Genomic DNA, 22,622 nt, shown 5'->3' on the forward strand with positions numbered 1-22,622 from the left:
AAGTTGATGCGTATCGTCTTTATGGGCACCCCAGATTTTGCGGTGCCCTCTTTACAACATTTAGTCAATGAAGGTTATCAAGTGGTAGGAGTTGTAACACAACCAGATCGTCCAAAGGGAAGAAAACAAATCATGACACCTCCACCAGTTAAAGTACTAGCAGAACAATTAGGAATTGAAGTTTTTCAACCAGTAAAAATTAAAGAGGAGACGGCGATACAACATGTATTGCAATGGGAACCTGATTTAATTATAACGGCAGCTTATGGCCAAATTATCCCAGTTGCGATTCTTGAAAAGCCAAGGTTCAAAGCGATTAATGTTCATGCTTCTCTTTTACCAAAGTATCGTGGAGCGGCTCCTATTCATCAAAGTATTATTCAAGGCGAAAAGGAAACAGGGATTACCATTATGTATATGGTAAAAGAGTTAGATGCAGGAGATATCTTAACCCAAGTAAGAGTTCCTATTGAAGAGAAAGATACTGTAGGTAGCTTACATGATAAATTAAGTCAGGCAGGCTCCAAGCTTTTAATTGAAACGATCAGACAAATTGAGTCCGGAGAAATAAACCCCATTCCCCAACAACATGAACTAGCAACTTATGCTCCAACATTAAAAAGAGAAGATGAAAGAATTAATTGGAACAAAACGAATAGAGAAATCTATAATCAAATTCGTGGTTTAAATCCTTGGCCAGTCTCTTTCACCACCTTTCGAGATGAAGTGTTTAAGATATGGTGGGCAGAACCTGTTGATACTAGCCATCAAGAAAAGCCTGGTACCGTACTTTTAGTGGACAAGGGTGAATGTCTTATTGCGACAGGAAATGGGGCAATTGCCTTAAAGGAAGTTCAACCGGCTGGAAAAAGAAAGATGGATATCAGCTCTTTTTTACAGGGTACAACAGTAGCAAAAGGAGAAAAAATGGGTGACAGCAATGAACAAGAAATGGACAGCTAGAGAAGTTTCCTTAGAGGTTTTGACCAAAGTCGATAAAGAAAAAGCCTATAGTAATCTACAACTCAATCAAGCGCTAAAAGAGGCCAATTTATCTCGAGTGGATGCTAATTTTGCTACAGAGTTGATTTATGGTACGATTCAGCATCTAAATACAATTGATTGGATTCTACAACCTTTTTTAAAGACCAATAAATTAGAAAGCTGGGTTCGAAGTTTGCTTCGTTTAAGTGTTTACCAATTATGGTATCTAGACCGAGTTCCTGTACATGCAATTGTAAATGAAGCAGTTAATCTTGCAAAGAAAAAAGGGCATAAAGGGATCGCTAGCTTGGTGAACGGTGTGTTAAGAAACATCATTCGGAATAAAGATCAGATTCGATTTCCTACTGATTTGAACGATGTGAAACGTATTGCTCTCGAGCATTCTCACCCTGATTGGTTAGTGGAACGGTTGATTCGTGATTATGGCATAGAAGAAGCAGAAGAAGTTTGTCGCTCTAACAACATAGCTCCCCATACTTCAATTCGGGTTAATCCTTTAAAGATTACTAGGGATGAAATGATGGAAAAAATAAAAGAGGAATTAGGAGAGGACACAGAAGTTCTTCCATCTCCTCTATCAGAACAAGGGATTCGAGTAAAAGGTAGAGGCAATCTTGCACTTACCCATTGGTACAAAGATGGGTATTTTACTATTCAGGATGAAAGCTCAATGCTTGTTGCACATGTAGTAGACCCAAAACCCGGTATGTTCGTTCTTGATGCTGCAGCTGCTCCAGGAGGAAAAACGACACATCTAGCAGAACTCATGCAAAATCAAGGGAAAATTATTGCAGCGGATTTACATAAACATAAAATCAAATTGATTGAAGAACAACAAGAAAGACTTGACTTACATATCATTGAAACCCTTCATTCGGATGCTAGGAAAATCAAAGAACAATTTGGACAAGTGTTTGATCGAATTCTATTAGATGTTCCTTGTTCTGGATTAGGGGTTATTCGTAGGAAACCTGATTTAAAATGGGTTAAAGCAGAAACAGATATTGAAGAATTGACGAAGATTCAAAAAGATATTTTAAAAAACGTATCTCTTTTATTAAAACCAGGCGGGATTCTCGTATATAGTACTTGTACAATGACTACTGAGGAGAATCAAAAAATAGTGGGAGAGTTTATAGAACAACATTCGGACTTCAGGCTAGATCAGCAGATTGCCAATGTATTACCAAAGGCGATCAATGAGAAACTAGATACAAGACAAGGAATGATTCAAATTCTACCTCATTACTTTGATAGCGATGGCTTTTTCATTAGTCGGATCCTTAGAATAAAGTAGTGAAATTTGTTAAGAAACGGTGATTAACAACATGGAGAAAACAAATATTTATGATTTAACTTTTGAAGAATGGGAAAATTGGCTAAAAGAAAACCAAGAGCCTGCTTATCGTGCAAAACAAATTTTTGATTGGTTATACGTAAAAAGGGTTGATTCAATAGAACAGATGACTAATTTATCAAAAACACTTCGGCAAAAATTAGAGGATCAGTTCGAATTTCAAGCCCTTCATACTCTTAATCAGCACACATCTCAAGATGGAACAGTGAAATTCCTATTTCAACTCTATGATGGTCATGCGATAGAAACGGTGATTATGCGACATGATTATGGGAATAGCGTTTGTGTTACGACACAGGTAGGATGTAAGATGGGATGTACCTTTTGTGCCTCAACATTGGGAGGTGTTGCTAGAAATCTTACTCCTGGAGAAATTGTTGCCCAAGTGGTTGAATCACAAAAAATTCTTGATAAAGAAGAGGGTAGGGTTAGTAGCATCGTTGTCATGGGTTCAGGTGAACCTTTTGATAACTATGAGCCTACGATTCAATTTATCCGAATCGTGAATGACAATAGGGGGCTAAATATTGGTCAAAGACATATTACCGTTTCTACCAGTGGAATTATTCCACGGATTTATGATTTTGCTAATCTAAAATGGCAAGTAGGTTTTGCGGTTTCTTTACATGCACCAAATGATGAATTAAGAACACGTTTAATGCCTATTAACCGAAAATATCCATTAAAGAAGCTCATGGAAGCATGTCATTATTATGTAAATACCACAAATCGACGAATTACATTCGAATATGCTTTAATGGGAAACGTAAATGATCAGGATGAACATGCAGAAGAATTAGCCAATTTAATTAAAGATTTGAAATGTCATGTAAACCTAATTCCTGTAAACCATGTACCAGAAAGAGATTATGTAAGAACACCTAGAAATCAAATTTTTAATTTCAAAAAAATCCTTGAAAAACATAAAGTAAATGTGACCATAAGAAGGGAACAAGGTGGAGATATTGAAGCAGCGTGTGGTCAATTACGGGCAAAACATATAAAACACGAATTTAAACTATGAGGTGAGGAGTTTGTTAGCTGCGGTTCGGTCAGATGTGGGCAAGGTAAGAGAAATCAATGAAGATTGTGTGTACTTGAGTGAACCTTATACCAATGAATTGATGATCGCTATTGTTGCTGATGGTATGGGGGGACACTTGGCTGGAGAGATTGCAAGTAAGACAGCAGTCGAAACGATCTATCAAGAATTACAATCAACGATTCAAGAACAACGAACAATTGAAGAATATCAAAACGCCTTAGAATTCGTAATCCGCCAAGCCAATTCTAAGGTTTACCAGCAATCGATAAATCAAGAAGATTATCGGGGAATGGGAACAACCATTATCGCATCCATCATCAGTCCTCAATGGATTATTATAGGCCATATTGGGGATAGTCGTGCTTATTTATTTACTGAAAACCAGGTTAAACAACTTACGACTGACCATTCCTTAGTGAATGAATTATTAAAAAGTGGCCAAATTTCTCAAGAAGAAGCGATAAACCATCCTAAAAAGAATGTATTAACTAGGGCATTAGGTACTGATGAAAATGTAAAAATTGATATGCATGTTATCGAATGGAGTCAAGATCAAACTCTATTATTATGTACTGATGGTTTAACTAACCGCTTGTCTGAAGAGAAAATATTATCAGTAGTCAACCAAGCACGATTATCTCCACAAGAGATTACAGATCATTTGGTTGAATTAGCCAATCAAGCAGGTGGAGAAGACAATATTTCTGTGATTGTCATTCGCCATGATTAAATGAATTGGCTCAGGAAAAGAGGTGATCTGAATTGATAGGCATCCTATTAGCAAACCGATACAAGATTGTGGAGAAAATTGGCGGAGGTGGCATGGCTGACGTTTTTCGGGCAATAGATGAAGTTCTTCAAGAAGAAGTTGCTGTTAAGGTTTTACGTCAGCAATATGTACATGATGATGACTTTGTTAAGAGATTTCGTAGGGAAGCCCATTCTGTAGCTAGTTTATCCCATGAAAATGTCGTTAAGATTTTTGATATTGGGGAAGAAAAAGAAATCTACTATATTGTTATGGAATATGTGAAGGGCTCAACTTTAAAAGAAGTGATTCAACGAAAAGGAAAACTTCCAATAAAAGAGGCCTTAAAGATTGCTGAACAGATTGCGTTAGCATTAGATCATGCGCATCAACATCATATTATACATCGTGATATTAAACCTCATAATATTTTAATTGGAAATCAAGGTCAAGTAAAAGTAACGGATTTTGGAATTGCCAGAGCTGTTTCCTCAGCAACGATTACACAAACAGGGTCAGTTTTAGGGTCTGTCCATTATTTATCTCCTGAACAAGCTAGAGGGGGCTGGACTGACGAAAAAACAGATTTATATTCATTAGGTGTTGTCCTTTATGAGATGATTACTGGTAGTTTACCTTTTTCGGGGGATAGCCCTATTTCGGTCGCATTAAAACATTTACAGGAAAATTTTATCTATCCAAGGGAACTTGATCCCAGTATTCCCCAAAGTGTAGAGAATATCATATTAAGAGCATTGATGAAAGATCCTTTAAAACGATATGCTTCAGCAGAAGAAATGTTCAAAGATATAAAGACTGCTTTAGACCCAAAACGTATCCACGAGCCAAGGATCCTTTTGGAAACAGATGTTTTTGATGATGATGAAGAAAATACAATAACCATACCTGCAATGAAGGAGTTTAATGCAAATGACGCATATTCTACCCAGTCACGCAAAAATAAAAAAAGGTCGTTACGGCCTAAATTAGTCCCGATTTTAACGATATTTTTCTTGTTATTGCTTGGTGTTTTTGGATTTCAGTATATAAGCAGTAAACTTGTCGTTCCAGAAATAGAAGCCCCTTTGCTAGAGGGAAAATCGAAAGAAGATGCAATTAAACTGCTTCAAGAATTAAATCTGACTTATAAAATAGAAGAAAAAACAGATCCAGTTGTAGAAAAGGGGAAAGTAATCAAACAAGAACCTTATCCAGGTGAAACGATGAAAACAAGTCAGTCAATCACACTTTATATTAGTTTAGGTAAGGAAAAGGTAGCGATGCCAAATCTGCTGAATAAGCAGCAGCGGCAAGCAAAAATCTTTCTACAACAGCTAGGATTCAATGAAAATCATATTGAAATAAAAAAAGAATTTAATAATGAGGTCCCTAGTGGCGAAGTGTTCAAGCAAGAACCTAATGCTGAAGAGATGGTTGTACCTGATGAACAAAAAGTAATATTATTTATAAGTGAAGGAAAAGAACAATTGAAAATGCCAAATCTAATTGGAAGAGATGAAGCAGAAGCGGTTGCGATGGTCACAGCTATAGGTTTAGTACCTAGGGTACAAAAAGATTATTCTTACCAACAACCAGAAGGAAAAGTCTATCGACAATTTCCTTTTGATCCTAATCAGGAAGTGACTGCTGGAGATCAAGTGGATATTTATGTAAGCCTTGGATATCCTAAAGAATTAAAATCGATCTATAGCGATCTATTAGTTGATCTTGAGGAAGATGAAAGTGCAGAGATTACGATTATTCTACGTGATGCAAGGGGAAAAGATGTAATTTGGAAAAAGGAAACGATCACAGGACCGAAGTTTTACGATAATATAGAACTTCTACTATTGCCTGATCAACAAGGGACAATCAATGTTTATAAAAATGGTAAGCTAGTTAAAATGAAGACCGTTCAGTATTATTAAAATTGGAGGTACTTTATGCCTGAGGGGCAAATTGTAAAAGCTTTAAGTAGTTTTTATTATGTTGAGTCGGAAGGGAAAACCATTGTTTGTAAAGCTAGGGGTGTATTTAAATTACGCCAACAATCTCCTTTAGTAGGAGACTATGTAAGCTTTGATCAAGTGAATGAAGATGAAGGCTTTATCACAGAAATCAAAATAAGAAAAAATCAACTGATTCGTCCACCAATTAGCAATGTAGATCAAGCCATTTTGGTATTTTCAGCAAAAGAACCCGATGTTAGTACTTTATTATTAGATAAGTTTATTGTTCATGTTGAAAAGGCAGAAATTAAACCGATTATCTGCATTACAAAATTAGACTTATTAGACTTAGCTGAAGAAAATAAGTTGCAAAACCTGCTACAAACTTATGAACAGATGGGATATCCGATCCTCAAAACGAGTAGCAAAAATGGAAAAGGCATAGAAGAACTGAATGAAATGTTAAAGAATAAGATTTCGGTGTTTGCAGGACAATCAGGTGTAGGAAAATCATCGTTATTAAATGCGATTTTGCCTGATTTACAATTAGAAACTTCTAATATTAGTTTCAAATTAGGCCGAGGAAAGCATACGACAAGAGTTGTTCAATTGATTCATTTACCAGAAGGTGGGATGGTGGCGGATACACCCGGATTTAGTCAACTAGATTTTCATGAGATTGAGTCAGAAGAATTAAATCAATTTTTTAAAGAAATCCATCAATTTTCAGATCAATGTCGATATAGAGGATGTTTACATCTGAATGAACCCGGTTGTGCTGTAAAAGAAGCGGTAAACGAGCAGTTGATTGATCGTGATCGCTATGAGCATTATATAAGCTTTTTAAAAGAGATAAAGGAAAAAGAAGAAAATAAGTGGAGGTAATTGCTTGTGGTTAAAATTGCACCATCCATTCTTTCTGCTAATTTTGCAAAACTAGGGGAAGAGATTCTATCCGTTGAACAGGCAGGCGCTGATCTCCTGCATATTGATGTAATGGATGGACATTTTGTTCCTAATCTTACAATTGGGCCTCTAATTGTAGAATCAATAAAACCTATTACAAGATTGCCATTAGATGTTCATTTGATGATCGAAAATCCAGATCAATATATTGAGCATTTTGCAAAAAGCGGTGTCGACATAATCTCGGTACATGCTGAAGCAACCAATCATTTGCACCGAACCATTCATTTGATCAAAAAGTTTGGAGTGAAAGCTTCTGTTGCCATCAATCCAGCTACTCCATTAGATCAATTAGAATATGTTCTTGATGACCTAGATATGGTACTGATCATGACAGTAAATCCAGGATTTGGAGGGCAGTCTTTTATTCCTGCTACTCTTCCAAAGATAAAGAAGTTAAAGGATATAATTAATGAAAGAGGTTTATCTTTAGGTATTGAAGTAGACGGAGGAATCAATGACAAGACTTATCAATCTGTGATTGGAGCAGGGGCCAATGTATTAGTCGCAGGTTCCTTTGTGTTTGGACAAAATGATCGAATCAAAGCCATCACTAGTTTAAAAGGATAAGAAATAAGGGGATAACACAACGCTTCCCCCTATTTTTATCGGTAAAATATAACTTTTTTTTCATTATTATAACAGAACCCCACAAAAGTAATCGGAATACGCTTTGAAGGAGATCGTCACTTTTGTGGGTTATCTTTGATTTTTGGAATCAGTTTGAAAATCTCCCCTGACTCAAAAGTGTCGATTAGTTTTTCTAACCAAAAATAATAGCTTTCAGCTTCTTCTAGCTTTTTTAAGTCTAATTGAGCGAGCTCTCTGATTTCTTGTATAGTTTCCTTTCGTTCTATCAAATAACTATAATCTTGTTTTGATTTTTCAATAGCTGCTAAGTTGATTTCAATAGCCCTTTTCCACTTTGTAGAGAAAAAATCAAAAAAGGTTTTATACCAGTCTCCTTCTGCTTGGTAAAGATCCTTTCTTACACCTTTTTTCCAAACCTTATGTACCATCTTTGTATCTAATAAAGTTCGAACTCCAGTACTCATACTGGTTTTACTCATACCTAAGCTTTCCCGCATTTCATCAAGGGTTAAGGCACGATCAGAAAAATAAAGAGTACCATATAATCTACCTATAGAGTCTGTAATCCCATATAAGTCCATGTTATCAGCAATCGATTGAATGACCCTTTCCCGAGCCTCTTCTAAGATTTGTTGATCATCTCTCATTGATGGATCAGCTCCCCATCTTAACGTCTATTTATTCATTCAAACTAAAAAACAAATGATTATACTAAAATGTACTTTTCTTATTAAAACATTCGATTTTTATTGTAACTAATTGAGTCATTTCAGTAAAGAGTTAAGATAGGTATCATATGGCAGGATCTGAAAGGATTTCTAAGTATACACTAAAATAATTTTGTACAGTTTTTTCTGAATGAACAATATAAAAGGAAATAACGGAATATGATGTTTGTTTCTTATTCGAGGTTTTCTTAAAATAAAAAAGTAGTCATTTGAAATGTGCTTCGAGAAGAGGTGGATTATGGAGAAGATATTAGAGGTGAAAAATTTAACTAAAATTTTTGGTCACAACCCCAGTAAAGCAATTGAAATGTTAAATAAAGGAATCGATAAAAATACAATCTTAAATCAAACAGGATTAACAGTAGGAGTAAATCAAGCGAACTTTGATGTTTATCAGGGTGAAATATTTGTGATTATGGGATTATCAGGTAGTGGTAAGTCTACATTAGTGCGAATGCTTAATCGATTAATTGAACCCACAGCTGGCCAGATATGGATTCAAAATGAGGAAATCACGAAGATGAGACAAGATCAACTTCGAGAGGTAAGAAGGAAAAAGATTAGTATGGTATTCCAACGGTTTGCGCTATTTCCTCATAAAACTGTTCTTGAAAATGTGGAGTATGGATTAGAAATCCAAGGTTTACATAAGGATAGTAGGTTAAAACAAGCGAAACAGGCCTTAGAATTGGTCGGTTTGAAGGGTTGGGAACAACAATATCCTGATCAATTAAGTGGCGGAATGCAACAAAGGGTTGGACTAGCAAGGGCACTAGCAAATGATCCAGAAATTTTATTGATGGATGAAGCCTTTAGTGCTTTAGATCCTTTGATTCGAAAAGAAATGCAAGATGAATTAATTGAATTACAAGCTAAAATGAAAAAAACAATCATTTTTATTACACACGATTTGGATGAGGCATTAAGAATTGGCGACCGGATTGCATTGATGAAAGATGGATCAATTGTACAAATTGGTACGCCAGAAGAAATCATGATGAATCCAGCTAATGAGTATGTAGAACGATTTGTTGAAGATGTAGACTGGTCTAAAGTATTAACGGCAGCTAATGTAATGAAACGACCTGAGTCGGTAACGATTGAAAAAGATGGCCCTAGAGTCGCTTTAAAAAGAATGAGAGATTTGGGAATATCTAGTATTTATGTAGTCAATCGTTTAAAACAACTAGTTGGCGCGTTAACAGCAGAGGATGCAGATAGGGCAATAAAACAGAATTTACCTATTGATGTAGTCATGATAAAAGATGTGCTAAGGGTTAAGCCGGAAACGGTATTAAGTGACTTATTGCCTTTAGTTGCTGTAGCAAAAATACCAGTTGCTGTTGTCGATGAAGATAAACGTTTAAAAGGGGCAGTGATTCGTGGCGCAGTGATTGGAGCCTTATCAGGAAACGGGGTGAATGAAGATGGACCAATGGATGAATAATCACAAACTACCAATAAGAGAATGGATAGATCAAATAACTGAATTTATGACCACAGAGTACCAACCTTTTTTTGATGCCTTCAAAAAAGGTGTAGGTGTTCCTATTGATTCTCTTACCCATTTCTTGCAAACCATACCTATTCCAGTTTTCATCATTGGGATCGTCTTACTGTCCTGGTTATTAACAAAGAAAAAATCAATGACGATCTTTACTTTGATAGGATTTCTATACATTTATAATATGGATTTATGGAAAGAAACCATGGAAACTTTATCATTAGTTCTTTCTTCAGCTTTTATTTCTTTTATTATTGGAATCCCGATTGGTATTTGGTCAGCAAGAAATGATGTGGTAAGGGACTTTGTTACCCCAATTCTAGATATGATGCAAACCATGCCAGCCTTTGTTTACTTATTACCTGCAATAATGTTCTTTAGTATTGGAGTGGTACCGGGTGTGCTTTCATCTGTCGTATTTGCGATGCCTCCAACGATCCGATTAACGAATTTAGGCATTAGACAGGTACCTAGTGAATTAGTTGAAGCTGCAGATTCCTTTGGTTCTACAGGCGGACAAAAACTATGGAAGGTGCAAATCCCTTTAGCTTTGCCAACGATTATGGCAGGAATCAATCAAACGATTATGCTTTCGTTGTCCATGGTTGTTATTGCCTCAATGATTGGGGCTTCAGGATTGGGTGAAGTTGTCTTATATGCGGTTACCAATTTAGAAATTGGTGTTGGTTTTGAAGCAGGATTAGCAGTTGTTGTATTAGCTATTATTTTAGACCGCCTAACCCAAAACCTTGGTCAACGCAAAAATAATAGATAAAAAATAGGAGGGGAATTTCATGAACATGAAAAAAGTAGGTGTTTTCTTATTAATTTCCATTTTGAGCTTAGGTTTGGTTCTAAGTGGATGTAGTTCAACTCCAACTTCAGAGGATCAAACAGCAAAAAATGAACAAAAAGCAAAAAGAAAAGTTACTCTTTCTTATGTTGCATGGGCATCAGAAATTGCAAGCACAAATGTTGTTAAAACCATTCTGGAAGATAAATTAGGCTATGAAGTTGATATGAAACAGGTAAATCCTGGTGCAATGTACAACTCTGTCGCTAGTGGTGAAGCAGATGCAACTGTTGCTGCTTGGTTACCAACCACACAGAAAGCATTGTATGAAAAACACAAAGATAAGTTAGAAAATTTAGGGCCTAATTTAGAAGGAACGATTATTGGTTTAGTAGTACCGAAGTATGTGGATATTAACTCTATTGAAGAGTTAAATGAGAATAAAGACAAATTTAATGGTGACATCGTCGGAATCGACGCTGGGGCAGGAATTATGGCTACAACTGATATTGCCATCGAAAAATATGGGCTAGACCTTAATCTTCGCTCAAGTTCCGATGCAGCTATGACAGCAGCACTAGATCGAGCCTATAAAAATAATGAGTGGATTGTAGTAACAGGTTGGACCCCTCATTGGATGTTTGCAAAATATGACTTAAAATATCTTGAAGATCCAAAGGGAGTATATGGAGAAGCAGAGGAAATCGATACACTTGTTCGTAAAGGTTTAAAAGAAGATGATCCAACCCTTTACAATTTCTTTGATCAATTTTATTGGGAACCTTCCGATATGGAACAAGTAATGGGATGGATTCAGGATGGAATGGATGAGACAGAAGCAGCAAAAAAATGGGTAGAAGAGAACGAAGAGAAAATAAAAGCTTGGTTATCAGCTGAATAACTTGAGAGTGGGGCATGTAAATCATGTCCCTTTTCTTAGTAAAGAAAGATAACTTTCTTTTCTTCATTCATATAAATTTGATACAATTAGTTATAAATCTAACCATATGGTAAAGAAGTGAGGGAGTAGTAAATGGGTAAGGAAGAGGTTATGATTGTAACAGGTGGACTACTTACTGAAAGCATTTTACCCTTCATCAAAAAAAGTGCAATTGTAATTGGGGTTGATCGTGGGGCAGAATGGCTTATTATTCATGGGATTGTACCAGATTATATTGTTGGCGATTTTGATTCGGTTGATACTTCTTTCTTTGAAAAAGTAAAAACCCAATACGCCGATCGAATTCATCAGTCTCCCGCCGAAAAGGATGAAACAGATACAGAATTAGCTGTACAGTTAGCACTTACTTTAAATATAAAACGCATTACTTTATTAGGGGGGATTGGAACCCGGTTAGACCATGTAATAGCGAACATTCATGTCCTATTGCAAGCAGCTGAAAAGAATGTGGAAGCTGTCATGATAGGTGGAAATAACCGAATTCAAATCCTTTTACCTGGACAGAGAAAAATTATTGATAAAAGTAAATATACTTATGTATCATTAATTCCATTTAGTGATCAAGTAGAGGGATTAACGATTTCCGGATTCAAATACCCGCTTCAAAATGCAGTAATGAAACTAGGCATACCCTATGGAATAAGTAATGAATTAGTAGAGGAAAAGGGAACGATTTCAATCTTAAAAGGAATATTATTAATCATTGAAAGTAAAGACTAAGCAGCTATAAAAAATAGTTGCTTTTTTTGTACATTTTATTGGATAGATGAATATACTGTATTAGGCACTTGTGTATTTGATGATCTTTTCATTAAATCTGAGAATAATGAACGTTTCCATAAGGGAGGGGTAGGGGTGAGATTCTATACAATCAAACTTCCAAAATTTTTAGGAGGCTTTGTAAAAGCCGTCATGGGAATCTTCCAAAAAGAGAAGTAAGTTCGTGAATAGGACTTATTCTTCATTTTAAACAGTAGAAAAAGCACCAAGATTGGTGCTTTTTTGTATTCAAAAATCTTCATTAAACACGAGTAACTTTACCTGATTTTAAAGCTCTAGTACTTACATAAACACGTTTTGGTTTGCCATCTACTAAAATACGAACTTTTTGTACATTAACGCCCCATTTGCGTTTATTTTTACGATTGGAGTGACTTACAGCATTTCCTGTACGCCCTTTCTTACCAGTAACATAGCACTTACGAGACATGTGCCCACCCCCTTATAAACTACTTAAAAAACATAAATAATAATGATGTTACATACACAAAGAATTACATACTTGGATATAGTAGCATATCAAATTCCTTTTTTCAAGTCGAGTTTGAACCAGAATTCCATAAAAAATCATCAAAAACTTTTATTATGACAATATATATAGTAAAATAAGATATAGCCCAAAGGTATACTATTTCTTAGGGGGATTAACTCATGACAATTGAAATGTCAAATCAGTTAGGCAAAGTTTTTATTACCAACGAAGTGATTGCTACTGTTGCAGGAGTTGCAGCAATGGAAGTCTTTGGCTTGGTTGGTATGGCTTCTCGTAAGCAAATTAAAGATGGTATTGCGGAATTACTAAGAAGAGAGAACCTTAGCAGAGGAATTGAAGTGCGTAGCGAAAATGAAGAGGTTGTTATTGATATGTATATTATTGTTAGTTACGGTACTAAAATTTCAGAGGTTGCTCATAATGTGCAACAAAAAGTAATTTATACATTAGAGAATACGATTGGTGTTAAGGTTTCTAGAGTAAATGTAATGGTGCAAGGTGTCCGTGTGACCCAAGTGTAGGTAAGGAGGATTTTTGTGAACGACCGACAAATAGATGGAAAATTATTTACGCAAATGGTTCTTGCTGGAGCGCAAAATCTTAATCGTCATGTAAAAGATGTTGATGCGCTAAATGTATTTCCTGTCCCAGACGGTGATACAGGAACCAATATGAATTTATCACTTACATCAGGTGTTAACGAGTTGAAGAAAATCAATACCGATCATATCGGCAAAGCTGCTGGGGCCCTTGCAAAAGGTTTATTGATGGGAGCGAGGGGAAATTCAGGAGTGATTTTGTCACAGTTGTTTAGAGGTTTCTCTAAATATGTAAGTAACTTTGAGACCATCGATAGTAAACAATTTGCTGATGCGCTTAAACTAGGTGTTGATACTGCTTATAAAGCGGTAATGAAACCTGTTGAAGGAACGATTTTAACGGTGTCTAGAGAAGCGGCTCGAGAAGCGATAAAAGTGGCTCGCCGTGAAACGAACATCGTGAAAGTGATGGAAGAGACGATTGCTAAAGGAAAAGTTGCTCTATTGAAGACACCGGATTTGTTGCCTGTATTAAAAGAAGTTGGGGTCGTTGATGCCGGGGGACAAGGCTTAATCTTTATTTATGAAGGATTTTTGGCTGCTCTAAAAGGGGAAGAAACGCTTCAATTTGAAGAATCGGTGATGGAAAATAGAGAACAAACTAGTTTGGCAGAGATGGCTCATAAACATCAACCCGTTCAAGCAAAGCTCTCAACAGAAGAAATTGAATTTGGATATTGTACCGAATTTATCGTTAGACTAAATGAACAAATAATAAAAGCTAAATCATTTGATGAGATAGAATTTAGAAAGAATATTTCTAAATTTGGTGATTCTCTTTTAGTTGTTGCTGACGATGAAATTGTTAAAGTTCATATTCACGCGGAACATCCTGGTGACGTTTTAAATTTTGCAATGAACTTTGGAAGTCTACATAAAATTAAAATTGATAATATGAGGGAGCAGCATAGCCACATCGTCTTAGGTGAAGGATATTATCATGATACTGCTGGAAATGTTGAGTCTAGTAATGGAAAGACTGAAGAAAATATGGACGATGAAGCGACAAAAGTGGTACAACCCTATGGAATCATTGCTGTTGCCTTGGGAGAAGGGATTAGTGAAATTTTTAAGAGTCTTGGGGTAGACTTCGTCATTAGTGGTGGGCAAACGATGAATCCAAGTACTGAAGATATTGTTAATGCCATGAAAGAAGTTCATGCAGAAAAATATATTATTCTTCCAAATAACAGTAATATCATTCTTGCAGCTGAACAAGCGCAAAAACTTGTGGATCAGCCTGTCGCGGTGATTCCATCTAAATCTATTCCTCAAGGAATGACGGCTTTATTATCATTTAATCCGAATGCTTCATTAGAAGAAAATAAAGAATTGATGGTTGAAGCCTTAGCACACGTTAAAACTGGACAGGTAACCTATGCAGTTAGAGATTCAAAATTTGAAGGTATGGAAATTAAAGCTGGTGATTATTTAGGGATTGCCGACGGAAAGATCATTTCTACTTCCAATGACATGCTTGAGACGTCATTTATGTTATTAAAGGAAATGATTGATACAAATCAAGAGATCTTAACCATTATCTATGGCGAAGATGTAAATATTGAACAATTGAATGAATTAGAGAAAAGAATTTCTGAAACTTATCCAGACCTCGAAGTTGAAATACATAATGGCGGTCAACCATTGTATTATTTTATTTTCTCCCTTGAGGAATAAGAGGTGACAAAATGGGGAAGGTTTATGTCGTTACTGATAGTACTGCAGATATCCCTAAAGAGCTTGCACAATCTTTAGGAATAACGGTTGTCCCATTAAAGGTACATATGCAAAATCAAACCTACCTTGATGGGGAAACCATTACGCCCAATGTTTTTTATGAAAAATTAAAGCAATCTGATGAGTTGCCAACAACATCACAGCCATCTCCAATGGATTTTGTTAAAACTTATCAAAAGTTGGCAAATGGAAATGAAGCCAAAATCATTTCGATTCATTTATCAGCTGCATTAAGTGGAACCGTCCAATCAGCACTCCTTGCTAAGTCTATGGTCGAAGAAGAAGGAATCGAAGTTGCAGTTTTAGATTCAAAAAAGGCTTCATACTCGATTGGGATCATTGTTGTAGGAGTTGCTGAAGCAGTAAAGGCAGGCAAGAGCTTTGAAGAAGCGATTCAAATAGCAGAAGAACTTATAAAGGATACTCAAGTTTATTTTTTAGTGGACTCTTTAACTTATTTACATAAAGGTGGACGTATTGGAAGGGCTTCCTCATTGTTTGGATCTTTATTAAACATCAAACCTATTTTGTCTTTGAATGACCAAGGAGAAGTTTTTGCAATTGACAAAGTAAGAGGACGGAATAAAGCGACTGCGAAGATTATAGAAATGTTAATGGATTATGCAAAAGATCAAAAAGTACGTGTAGGAATTTCTCATGCAATAAACCTTGAAGAAGCTCAGAAGCTAGAACAACTCGTAAGGGAAAAAATGAATGTTCAGGATTTTGTCATCACGGAAATCGGACCTGTTATCGGTACTCATGTAGGTCCTGGAACATTAGCAATCATGATGTATAAATCTTAGTTGAGTGTTGCTGATAAACCCCAAGCCTATTTTAAAATGTACCCTTTGTAAAGGACATTTTATTTTAGGCAAGGGGTTTTTTTACAGTTAGAAACATCAACTGAATGTCTGTTACAAAAGAAAAGAGGGAATATGATTAAATCTGATGTGAAAGTAGTTTACTCTTGCTAAAGGTTAATGAATTTGAGAAAATTTTTTATGGATGAAAGAAAGATTTTTTGCTTAGAACAAACTTGATTAGGCACAGGAGGAGAATATGAAATATCATTCTGTTTTTGATATTATTGGACCGGTTATGATTGGCCCATCTAGCTCACATACCGCTGGGGCAGCAAGAATAGGAAGAGTTGCAAGAAGTATTTTTGGTAGAATGCCAAAAAAGGCCATTATCACCTTATATGGGTCTTTTGCAAACACTTATAAAGGGCATGGTACGGATGTGGCGATTGTTGGAGGTTTATTAGACTTTGATACCTATGATAATCGAATCGTAGACTCTCTTGTGATTGCAAAAGATTTTGGCATAGACGTACAGTTTGTAATCAGTGAAGAGGAAGCAGATCATCCAAATACAGCAAAAATTCACCTTGAGGATGATCACAACTCATTGGAAGTCACCGGTATTTCTATTGGTGGTGGTAAAGCGGAGATTACTGAAATCAATGGATTTAAAATTAAGGTTTCTGGAAATGTCCCATCTTTAATTGTGATTCATGAAGATCGATTTGGTGTGATTGCTTCTGTTTCCAATGTTTTAAGTCTGTTCGAAATTAATATTGGCTATATGGAAGTAGCAAGAAAAGAAAAAGGTTCAACCGCCCTTATGGTAATTGAAACCGATCAGCCTATAAACCAAAAAGTGATGAAAGAAATTGAAGGCTTACTTCACGTAAAACGTGTTGTTCTTCTTAAAACCAGCTAGTGGAGGAAACGACAAATGAAATTTACATCTATTACTCAACTTGTAGAATTGGCCGAATCACAAAATAAGAAAATTTCGGAGATCATGATCGAATCGGAGATGGAAATACACAATCGATCTAAGGAAGATATCGTTGAACAAATGAGAAATAGTTTATATGTGATGCGTGACGCAATTGAAAAAGGCTTAACAGAAGAAATAAAATCGCGAAGTGGCTTAAGTGGTGGAGATGGGAAAAAACTTGCTCAATATCTGGCAAATGGCCATTATCTCTCAGGTTCAACGATTCTTGAAGCGGTAAGTAAATCTGTGGCTACCTCAGAGGTAAATGCTTCCATGGGAACGATTGTCGCAACTCCGACGGCTGGTTCAGTAGGGATTTTACCTGGAACGATTTTTGCTTCCGCAAAAAATTTGCATTCTTCAGAAGAAGAAATGGTTCATGCTTTATTTACAGCAGGGGCGATCGGATTAGTCATTGCAAACAATGCCTTTATTTCTGGAGCAGCAGGAGGTTGCCAAGCAGAGGTCGGTTCAGCTACAGCAATGGCTGCAGCCGCTGTGGTTGAAATGGCAGGAGGTACACCAACCCAATCAGCCAATGCATTAGCTATTGCATTGAAAAATATGCTAGGTTTAACCTGCGATCCTGTAGCGGGTCTTGTTGAAGTTCCTTGTGTGAAAAGAAATGCGATGGGAGCTGCAAATGCAATGATTGCAGCTGATATGGCATTGGCAGGAATCCAAAGTGTGATTCCGCCAGATGAAGTGATTGAAACCATGTATCGTATTGGCTGCGCTATGCCGATGCCTTTAAAAGAGACTGCTTTAGGTGGTTTAGCAGCTACACCAACCGCAAGAAAATTTGAAGTAGAAATTTTTGGAGCACCTTTACACAAAAAGAAATGAGTATCGATCCATTACAACAAGAAGTAGTTGGTGTAAAAGGAATAGGAAAGCAAAAAGCAGATGATCTTTTGGGTATGGGTATACGTACGGTTAAGGATTTATTCCAATATTTTCCTTATCGTTATGAAGACTATGGTGTAAAAAAAATCACTGAAGTTTCACACGGGGATAAGGTCACGATAGAAGGGAAGATTTATAGTGACCCTTTATTAAAACGACTACCAAATAAAAAAAATATAGTATCTGTTCGCGTCGTTGTTGACCAATTTGTCATTACTGCAACTTGGTTTAACAGAGCTTTTTTGAAAAATCAATTGAAAGCAGGACGTCCAATTCTCCTAACTGGTAAGTGGGATAAGTATCGATTACAAATCACAGTAAGTGAATCAGAGTTTTTGGACAGGGCGGTTAGTACAAAAAAAGGGAATCTTTTACCTTTCTACACCTTACCAACAAATATGAATCAACAGGGATTTCGAAAAATCATGATGCAAAGCTTACAACAGTTTGACCTAGCAATCGAAGAATATCTTCCACAGGATATCATCGATCAGTACAAATTGTATACGTTACGCGAGGCATATCAAGCGATTCATTTTCCCAAAAACACTCAGGATGGAAAACTTGCTCGAAGAAGACTTGTATATGATGAACTTTTATTCTATCAAATAAGCCTTCAACTTTTTAAAAAAATGAACCGAGAAAATTGGGAAGGGATAGAAAGAAATATCGATCTGCAGCAACTCATCCCGTTGATCAAAACCCTTCCTTTTGAGCTTACTCAATCGCAAAAAAGGGTGTTAAAAGAAATTTTACATGATATGTGTCAATCCTATGCAATGAATCGATTACTTCAGGGGGATGTTGGGTCTGGGAAAACAGTTGTGGCTGCCATTACCTTATATGCAAATTTTTTAACTGGCTACCAAGGAGCGTTAATGGTTCCTACAGAAATATTGGCTGAACAACATTTGGATTCATTAAAAGAGATTCTTACCCCTTTTGGTGTTGAAATTGGCTTATTGACAGGTAAATTGACAGAAAAACAACGGCACCAAATGCTGGGGCAGTTACAAATGGGGATGATCGATGTCATAGTGGGTACACATGCTTTAATACAAGAAGATGTTCAATTTCACAAACTTGGTTTAGTGATTACCGATGAACAGCACCGATTTGGAGTAGAACAAAGGGCTTTATTAAGGAAAAAAGGGAATGAAAAGACCCCTGATGTTCTTTATATGACAGCGACACCAATACCTAGAACATTAGCCATTACCGCTTTTGGGGATATGGATGTTTCTACGATCGATGAATACCCAGCAGGTAGGAAGAAAATTGAGACTTATTGGGTAAAACCGGATACGTTTCCGCGAGTCTTAGATTTTATGGAAAAACAAATCAATCAAGGTAGACAAGCTTATGTCATTTGCCCCTTAATTGAGGAATCAGATAAGTTAGATGTTCAAAATGCTATCGACATTCATGCGGCACTTATTCAACATTTCCCGCAATATCAAATAGGACTTATGCATGGGAGATTGCATCCTAAAGAAAAAGATGAAATCATGTTAGGATTCAGTATGAATCAGATTCAAGTCTTGGTTTCAACAACTGTGGTAGAAGTTGGAGTAAACGTTCCTAATGCAACGCTGATGGTCATTTATGATGCAGAGAGATTTGGATTAGCCCAATTGCACCAATTAAGAGGAAGAGTAGGAAGAGGTTCTGAACAATCCTATTGTATTTTGTTGGCTGATCCTAAATCAGAAACAGGTAAAGAACGGATGAAAGTCATGACAGAAACAAATGATGGTTTTGAAATTGCGAGAAGAGATTTGGAATTGCGAGGGCCAGGTGATTTTTTTGGTGTAAAACAAAGTGGAGTACCTAATTTTAAACTTGCTGATCTGATAGAAGATTACCGTACATTAGAAGTTGCTAGAAAAGATGCAGAACAATTGATTCAAAATGAAGAGCTATGGAAACAAGAAAAATGGAGTAGGTTAAAAAAAGAAATTGAATTATTAGGCTTGTTTCAGAAAAAGACAGTTGATAGCTAGAAAAAAAATCCCACAGAGAAAAAAAGCCTCTGTGGGGTTAATGCACGCAAGGTGCATCAACGAAATGGGAGAGGAGAAACCGGAGGAAGAGCTTATGGGGAAACGTAAGTCTTCTCCGCGGTTGTCTGCAATACCATTTGTATTGCTAATACTAGGATTACCGAAAATGGGAATATTATACCTGAAAAAATAATTTTTTTACTGTATAAGGAAAGAGTGATTTCATGAGAGTCATAGCTGGCCAAGCGAAGGGAAGATTCTTAAAGCCTGTCCCAGGAACCCATACGAGACCAACTACAGATAAGGTAAAAGAATCCATTTTTAATATGATTTATCCCTATATAAATGGGGGGAATGTGTTAGATTTATTTGCTGGTACAGGTGGGCTAGGTATCGAAGCTTTAAGCCGTGGAATGGAACACGCCATTTTTATAGATCGTGATCGTAAAAGTATTGAAGTGATCAAACAAAATTTAGAAACGACTGGGTTTTCTAGCCAAGCAGAAGTTTATCTCAATGAGGCTGAAAGAGCTTTAAAGGTATTGTATAAGAGAGAAGTGCATTTTGACATGGTTTTTCTTGACCCTCCTTACAAATTAAATATGATAGAAAAACTATTACATACATTTTATGAATACACTTTGATCAATTCTAATGGTATTATTGTTACTGAACACGATAGTAAAGTAGAGTTAGCTGAACGAATTGACCACTTTCGAGTGATTAAAAAAGCGATTTACGGAAATACAAGAATCACAATTTTTCAAAATGAAATCTAATCGTCATACAATAAATGGAGGTTTAAACATTGATACACGCAGTCTATCCAGGAAGCTTTGATCCTGTGACATTTGGTCATCTAGATATTATCCAAAGAGGAGCAAAAATCTTTGATAAAGTAACAGTGGCAGTTTTAATTAATCCAAACAAAAACCCTTTATTCACAGTGGAAGAAAGGGTTGAACTCATTCGTGAAGCGATAAAGGGGATACCACATGTAGAGGTTGATAGTTTTCATGGATTATTGATTGATTATATGCGATTAAAACAAGCAAATACGATTATTAAAGGGTTAAGAGCCGTCTCAGATTTTGAGTATGAATTGCAAATGGCTTCCATCAATCGAAAACTTGATGATGATATTGAAACTTTTTTTATGATGACTAATAACACATATTCTTACTTAAGTTCAAGTATTGTAAAAGAAGTCGCACGACATCATGGTTCAGTAAGTGACCTTGTGCCTCAGTTTGTAGAAGAAGCACTTAAGGAAAAATTCAATACCAAGAAATAATACAAAGCACCTACAGCATCAACTACGTAGGTGCCTTCCTTCTTTATCAATCGCAAAAAGAAACTATTTACCGTGTTTGCGTTTGATTGAATAAGAAAAGAGTGATAACAGAAGCAAAATAAAAAGAAACCATAATAGTAATGTACTTTGGTAGGTAAAGGTATTCCAAAGAGAAACAATTGAGGTCTGACTTGTAGAATATTGGTATATAAATGTCGGCAAACTATTTGCAGCTTGCTCAAGATGAAATGGTTTCCAAACGATAAAAGAAATCATAAAGGCGATAAATGTGTGAAGAATTCTTGCAAGTAAAAAAGGTGTATAGCGAATATCTGTCCTTTGCAGAATAGCAGCAATCTGAGCATGGACAGAAATGCCACTCCATGCAGCAATACCGCTTACAATCGCTAATTTTTCGACCATTGGAATACTTGTAGAAGCTTCACTCACTGTTTTTGCACCTAATGTGACTTCAAAGAAACCGTAAATTATCGATTGGGACATTTCAGGTGCAATGCCTAATGGGAGTAAAAACAGAGTGATGCCCTTCGTAAGGATTTCTGTAAATTGAATTTGTGTCAAAATCGATAAAATAACGGAAAATACCATAATAAATCCGCCGATCATTAACAAGGTTTGTATGGATGAGGTAACAGCATCTCCGAGTAATTTTCCTAACTTTCGGCCATCATTTAATCTAGACCGATGCATGGCCTTAAAAGCTTTAACCAATATATTTCTTTGGTTATGTAAACGGTCTGGAATGATAATACGCTCTTTATTGCTTCTTTCATGAAAACGCATAATAAAACCTAAAAGAATACTTGAAGAGTAGTGAATAAGTGCAATAAGAACCCCTAATTCTACATCATGAAAAAAGCCGACTGCGACGGCACCGAAGAGAAAAAGTGGATCAGAGGTACTTGTAAATGACACAAGCCTTTCTCCCTCTATTCTTGTAATCATGTTTTGCTCTCTTAACCGAGTAGTGAGTTTTGCTCCCATAGGATATCCTGATGCAAAGCCCATGGCTAAAACAAAGGCACCTACGCCTGGCACATTAAATAATGGTCTCATTAAAGGTTCTAATAAAACACCCATAAAATGAACGACCCCAAATCCTAATAAAACTTCCGATGTAATAAAAAAAGGCAATAATGCCGGGAAAATAATATCCCACCAAATTCTTAAGCCTTGTAAAGAAGCATCAAAGGCTGTATCGGGAAACATCACCATGGCAATGGCCAAAAAAATTGCTGCTATGCCAGAAACTAAAGTTTTTAAATGAGAACTTCCAATTTTAGATGTGTTCATAGCATCCCTCCATTCACCTTCCTTTTACATATGTACGTAAGGTCTGTCCCGTTTAGAC

General features: G+C 36.3%; 23 protein-coding genes. 20 read left to right on the plus strand and 3 right to left on the minus strand.

Annotation, left to right across the window (positions count from 1 at the left end; all coding sequences use genetic code 11):
- Positions 1-6: 6 nt before the first annotated feature.
- The 7 genes from fmt to rpe are packed head-to-tail and all read left to right on the plus strand — an operon-like array spanning position 7 to position 7,640.
- A complete protein-coding gene (gene fmt / locus BEN26_RS11245; RefSeq protein ID WP_069799640.1) occupies positions 7-963 on the plus strand; it encodes a methionyl-tRNA formyltransferase in 957 nt (318 codons plus the stop codon).
- A complete protein-coding gene (rsmB, locus tag BEN26_RS11250) occupies positions 941-2,302 on the plus strand; it encodes a 16S rRNA (cytosine(967)-C(5))-methyltransferase RsmB (protein WP_069799687.1) in 1,362 nt (453 codons plus the stop codon). Before fmt ends, rsmB begins: the two co-directional genes overlap by 23 nt.
- 31 nt (positions 2,303-2,333) lie before the next feature.
- Positions 2,334-3,386, plus strand: a complete 1,053-nt coding sequence (rlmN, locus tag BEN26_RS11255) for a dual-specificity RNA methyltransferase RlmN (protein WP_068724570.1) — start codon at positions 2,334-2,336, stop codon at positions 3,384-3,386.
- Positions 3,387-3,396: 10 nt separating this feature from the next.
- The gene (locus BEN26_RS11260) at positions 3,397-4,137 is read left to right on the plus strand and encodes a Stp1/IreP family PP2C-type Ser/Thr phosphatase (protein WP_069799642.1); all 741 of its coding nucleotides are present in this window, start codon (positions 3,397-3,399) and stop codon (positions 4,135-4,137) included.
- A 32-nt stretch (positions 4,138-4,169) separates the two neighbouring features.
- A complete protein-coding gene (pknB, locus tag BEN26_RS11265; protein WP_084818828.1) occupies positions 4,170-6,083 on the plus strand; it encodes a Stk1 family PASTA domain-containing Ser/Thr kinase in 1,914 nt (637 codons plus the stop codon).
- Positions 6,084-6,098: 15 nt separating this feature from the next.
- Positions 6,099-6,989: a ribosome small subunit-dependent GTPase A gene (gene rsgA / locus BEN26_RS11270; protein ID WP_069799644.1), complete on the plus strand. Its 891-nt coding sequence runs from the start codon at positions 6,099-6,101 to the stop codon at positions 6,987-6,989.
- A 6-nt stretch (positions 6,990-6,995) separates the two neighbouring features.
- On the plus strand, positions 6,996-7,640 hold the full coding sequence (gene rpe / locus BEN26_RS11275; RefSeq protein WP_069799646.1) for a ribulose-phosphate 3-epimerase: 645 nt from the start codon (positions 6,996-6,998) through the stop codon (positions 7,638-7,640).
- A gap of 116 nt (positions 7,641-7,756) precedes the next feature.
- Here rpe and cudC read toward each other — a convergent pair whose 3' ends face one another.
- Positions 7,757-8,308 (minus strand): choline uptake/conversion transcriptional regulator CudC, encoded by a 552-nt coding sequence (gene cudC, locus BEN26_RS11280; RefSeq protein WP_068724560.1) that lies wholly within the window; start codon positions 8,306-8,308, stop codon positions 7,757-7,759.
- A 319-nt stretch (positions 8,309-8,627) separates the two neighbouring features.
- Here cudC and proV point away from each other — a divergent pair, with 319 nt between their 5' ends.
- The 5 genes from proV (at position 8,628) to spoVM (ending at position 12,586) form a co-directional block, all read left to right on the plus strand.
- The gene (gene proV, locus BEN26_RS11285; RefSeq protein ID WP_069799648.1) at positions 8,628-9,836 is read left to right on the plus strand and encodes a glycine betaine/L-proline ABC transporter ATP-binding protein ProV; all 1,209 of its coding nucleotides are present in this window, start codon (positions 8,628-8,630) and stop codon (positions 9,834-9,836) included.
- Positions 9,829-10,668 (plus strand): ABC transporter permease, encoded by an 840-nt coding sequence (locus tag BEN26_RS11290; protein WP_069799691.1) that lies wholly within the window; start codon positions 9,829-9,831, stop codon positions 10,666-10,668. Before proV ends, BEN26_RS11290 begins: the two co-directional genes overlap by 8 nt.
- 19 nt (positions 10,669-10,687) lie before the next feature.
- Positions 10,688-11,587, plus strand: coding sequence for a glycine betaine ABC transporter substrate-binding protein (locus BEN26_RS11295; RefSeq protein ID WP_220126432.1), 900 nt, complete (start codon positions 10,688-10,690; stop codon positions 11,585-11,587).
- A gap of 132 nt (positions 11,588-11,719) precedes the next feature.
- Complete coding sequence (locus BEN26_RS11300) at positions 11,720-12,367, plus strand: thiamine diphosphokinase (RefSeq protein WP_069799650.1); 648 nt, start codon at positions 11,720-11,722, stop codon at positions 12,365-12,367.
- 135 nt (positions 12,368-12,502) lie between these two features.
- Complete coding sequence (gene spoVM / locus BEN26_RS11305) at positions 12,503-12,586, plus strand: stage V sporulation protein SpoVM (protein WP_068724548.1); 84 nt, start codon at positions 12,503-12,505, stop codon at positions 12,584-12,586.
- 82 nt (positions 12,587-12,668) lie between these two features.
- Here the strand turns inward: spoVM and rpmB are convergent, their stop codons facing one another.
- Positions 12,669-12,857 carry a 50S ribosomal protein L28 gene (rpmB, locus tag BEN26_RS11310; RefSeq protein ID WP_068724546.1) on the minus strand — a complete coding sequence of 63 codons (189 nt, stop codon included), beginning with the start codon at positions 12,855-12,857 and terminating at the stop codon, positions 12,669-12,671.
- Positions 12,858-13,078: 221 nt separating this feature from the next.
- On the opposite strand from rpmB, the gene BEN26_RS11315 reads away from it, so the two are divergent.
- The 8 genes from BEN26_RS11315 to coaD all read left to right on the plus strand — a co-directional run bounded on the left by BEN26_RS11315 (position 13,079) and on the right by coaD (position 21,250).
- Positions 13,079-13,441, plus strand: a complete 363-nt coding sequence (locus tag BEN26_RS11315; RefSeq protein ID WP_068724544.1) for an Asp23/Gls24 family envelope stress response protein — start codon at positions 13,079-13,081, stop codon at positions 13,439-13,441.
- 15 nt (positions 13,442-13,456) lie between these two features.
- Complete coding sequence (locus BEN26_RS11320; RefSeq protein ID WP_069799652.1) at positions 13,457-15,196, plus strand: DAK2 domain-containing protein; 1,740 nt, start codon at positions 13,457-13,459, stop codon at positions 15,194-15,196.
- Positions 15,197-15,207: 11 nt separating this feature from the next.
- Positions 15,208-16,062, plus strand: a complete 855-nt coding sequence (locus BEN26_RS11325; protein ID WP_069799654.1) for a DegV family protein — start codon at positions 15,208-15,210, stop codon at positions 16,060-16,062.
- Between the two features lie 256 nt (positions 16,063-16,318).
- The gene (gene sdaAB / locus BEN26_RS11330; RefSeq protein WP_069799656.1) at positions 16,319-16,984 is read left to right on the plus strand and encodes an L-serine ammonia-lyase, iron-sulfur-dependent subunit beta; all 666 of its coding nucleotides are present in this window, start codon (positions 16,319-16,321) and stop codon (positions 16,982-16,984) included.
- Between the two features lie 15 nt (positions 16,985-16,999).
- Positions 17,000-17,893, plus strand: a complete 894-nt coding sequence (gene sdaAA, locus BEN26_RS11335) for an L-serine ammonia-lyase, iron-sulfur-dependent, subunit alpha (RefSeq protein WP_069799657.1) — start codon at positions 17,000-17,002, stop codon at positions 17,891-17,893.
- A complete protein-coding gene (gene recG, locus BEN26_RS11340) occupies positions 17,890-19,956 on the plus strand; it encodes an ATP-dependent DNA helicase RecG (protein ID WP_069799659.1) in 2,067 nt (688 codons plus the stop codon). The genes sdaAA and recG overlap by 4 nt, the downstream gene beginning before the upstream one ends.
- 224 nt (positions 19,957-20,180) lie before the next feature.
- Positions 20,181-20,735, plus strand: coding sequence for a 16S rRNA (guanine(966)-N(2))-methyltransferase RsmD (rsmD, locus tag BEN26_RS11345; RefSeq protein WP_069799661.1), 555 nt, complete (start codon positions 20,181-20,183; stop codon positions 20,733-20,735).
- A 29-nt stretch (positions 20,736-20,764) separates the two neighbouring features.
- Positions 20,765-21,250 (plus strand): pantetheine-phosphate adenylyltransferase, encoded by a 486-nt coding sequence (gene coaD / locus BEN26_RS11350; RefSeq protein WP_068724528.1) that lies wholly within the window; start codon positions 20,765-20,767, stop codon positions 21,248-21,250.
- Between the two features lie 63 nt (positions 21,251-21,313).
- On the opposite strand, the gene ylbJ is transcribed toward coaD, so the two are convergent.
- On the minus strand, positions 21,314-22,564 hold the full coding sequence (ylbJ, locus tag BEN26_RS11355) for a sporulation integral membrane protein YlbJ (protein WP_069799662.1): 1,251 nt from the start codon (positions 22,562-22,564) through the stop codon (positions 21,314-21,316).
- Positions 22,565-22,622: the final 58 nt, after the last annotated feature.

This window comes from Tepidibacillus sp. HK-1, from assembly GCF_001748485.2.
Lineage (GTDB): Bacteria > Bacillota > Bacilli > Tepidibacillales > Tepidibacillaceae > Tepidibacillus_B > Tepidibacillus_B infernus.

Bases quoted from the DNA above. Each gene is read 5' to 3' on its own strand.
- fmt (WP_069799640.1), top strand. From the start codon at position 7: ATGCGTATCGTCTTTATGGGCACCCCAGATTTTGCGGTGCCCTCTTTA.
- rsmB (WP_069799687.1), top strand. From the start codon at position 941: ATGAACAAGAAATGGACAGCTAGAGAAGTTTCCTTAGAGGTTTTGACC.
- rlmN (WP_068724570.1), top strand. From the start codon at position 2,334: ATGGAGAAAACAAATATTTATGATTTAACTTTTGAAGAATGGGAAAAT.
- rsgA (WP_069799644.1), top strand. From the start codon at position 6,099: ATGCCTGAGGGGCAAATTGTAAAAGCTTTAAGTAGTTTTTATTATGTT.
- cudC (WP_068724560.1), bottom strand. From the start codon at position 8,308: ATGAGAGATGATCAACAAATCTTAGAAGAGGCTCGGGAAAGGGTCATT.
- proV (WP_069799648.1), top strand. From the start codon at position 8,628: ATGGAGAAGATATTAGAGGTGAAAAATTTAACTAAAATTTTTGGTCAC.
- BEN26_RS11290 (WP_069799691.1), top strand. From the start codon at position 9,829: ATGAATAATCACAAACTACCAATAAGAGAATGGATAGATCAAATAACT.
- BEN26_RS11295 (WP_220126432.1), top strand. From the start codon at position 10,688: ATGAACATGAAAAAAGTAGGTGTTTTCTTATTAATTTCCATTTTGAGC.
- BEN26_RS11300 (WP_069799650.1), top strand. From the start codon at position 11,720: ATGGGTAAGGAAGAGGTTATGATTGTAACAGGTGGACTACTTACTGAA.
- rpmB (WP_068724546.1), bottom strand. From the start codon at position 12,857: ATGTCTCGTAAGTGCTATGTTACTGGTAAGAAAGGGCGTACAGGAAAT.
- BEN26_RS11315 (WP_068724544.1), top strand. From the start codon at position 13,079: ATGACAATTGAAATGTCAAATCAGTTAGGCAAAGTTTTTATTACCAAC.
- BEN26_RS11325 (WP_069799654.1), top strand. From the start codon at position 15,208: ATGGGGAAGGTTTATGTCGTTACTGATAGTACTGCAGATATCCCTAAA.
- sdaAB (WP_069799656.1), top strand. From the start codon at position 16,319: ATGAAATATCATTCTGTTTTTGATATTATTGGACCGGTTATGATTGGC.
- sdaAA (WP_069799657.1), top strand. From the start codon at position 17,000: ATGAAATTTACATCTATTACTCAACTTGTAGAATTGGCCGAATCACAA.
- recG (WP_069799659.1), top strand. From the start codon at position 17,890: ATGAGTATCGATCCATTACAACAAGAAGTAGTTGGTGTAAAAGGAATA.
- rsmD (WP_069799661.1), top strand. From the start codon at position 20,181: ATGAGAGTCATAGCTGGCCAAGCGAAGGGAAGATTCTTAAAGCCTGTC.
- ylbJ (WP_069799662.1), bottom strand. From the start codon at position 22,564: ATGAACACATCTAAAATTGGAAGTTCTCATTTAAAAACTTTAGTTTCT.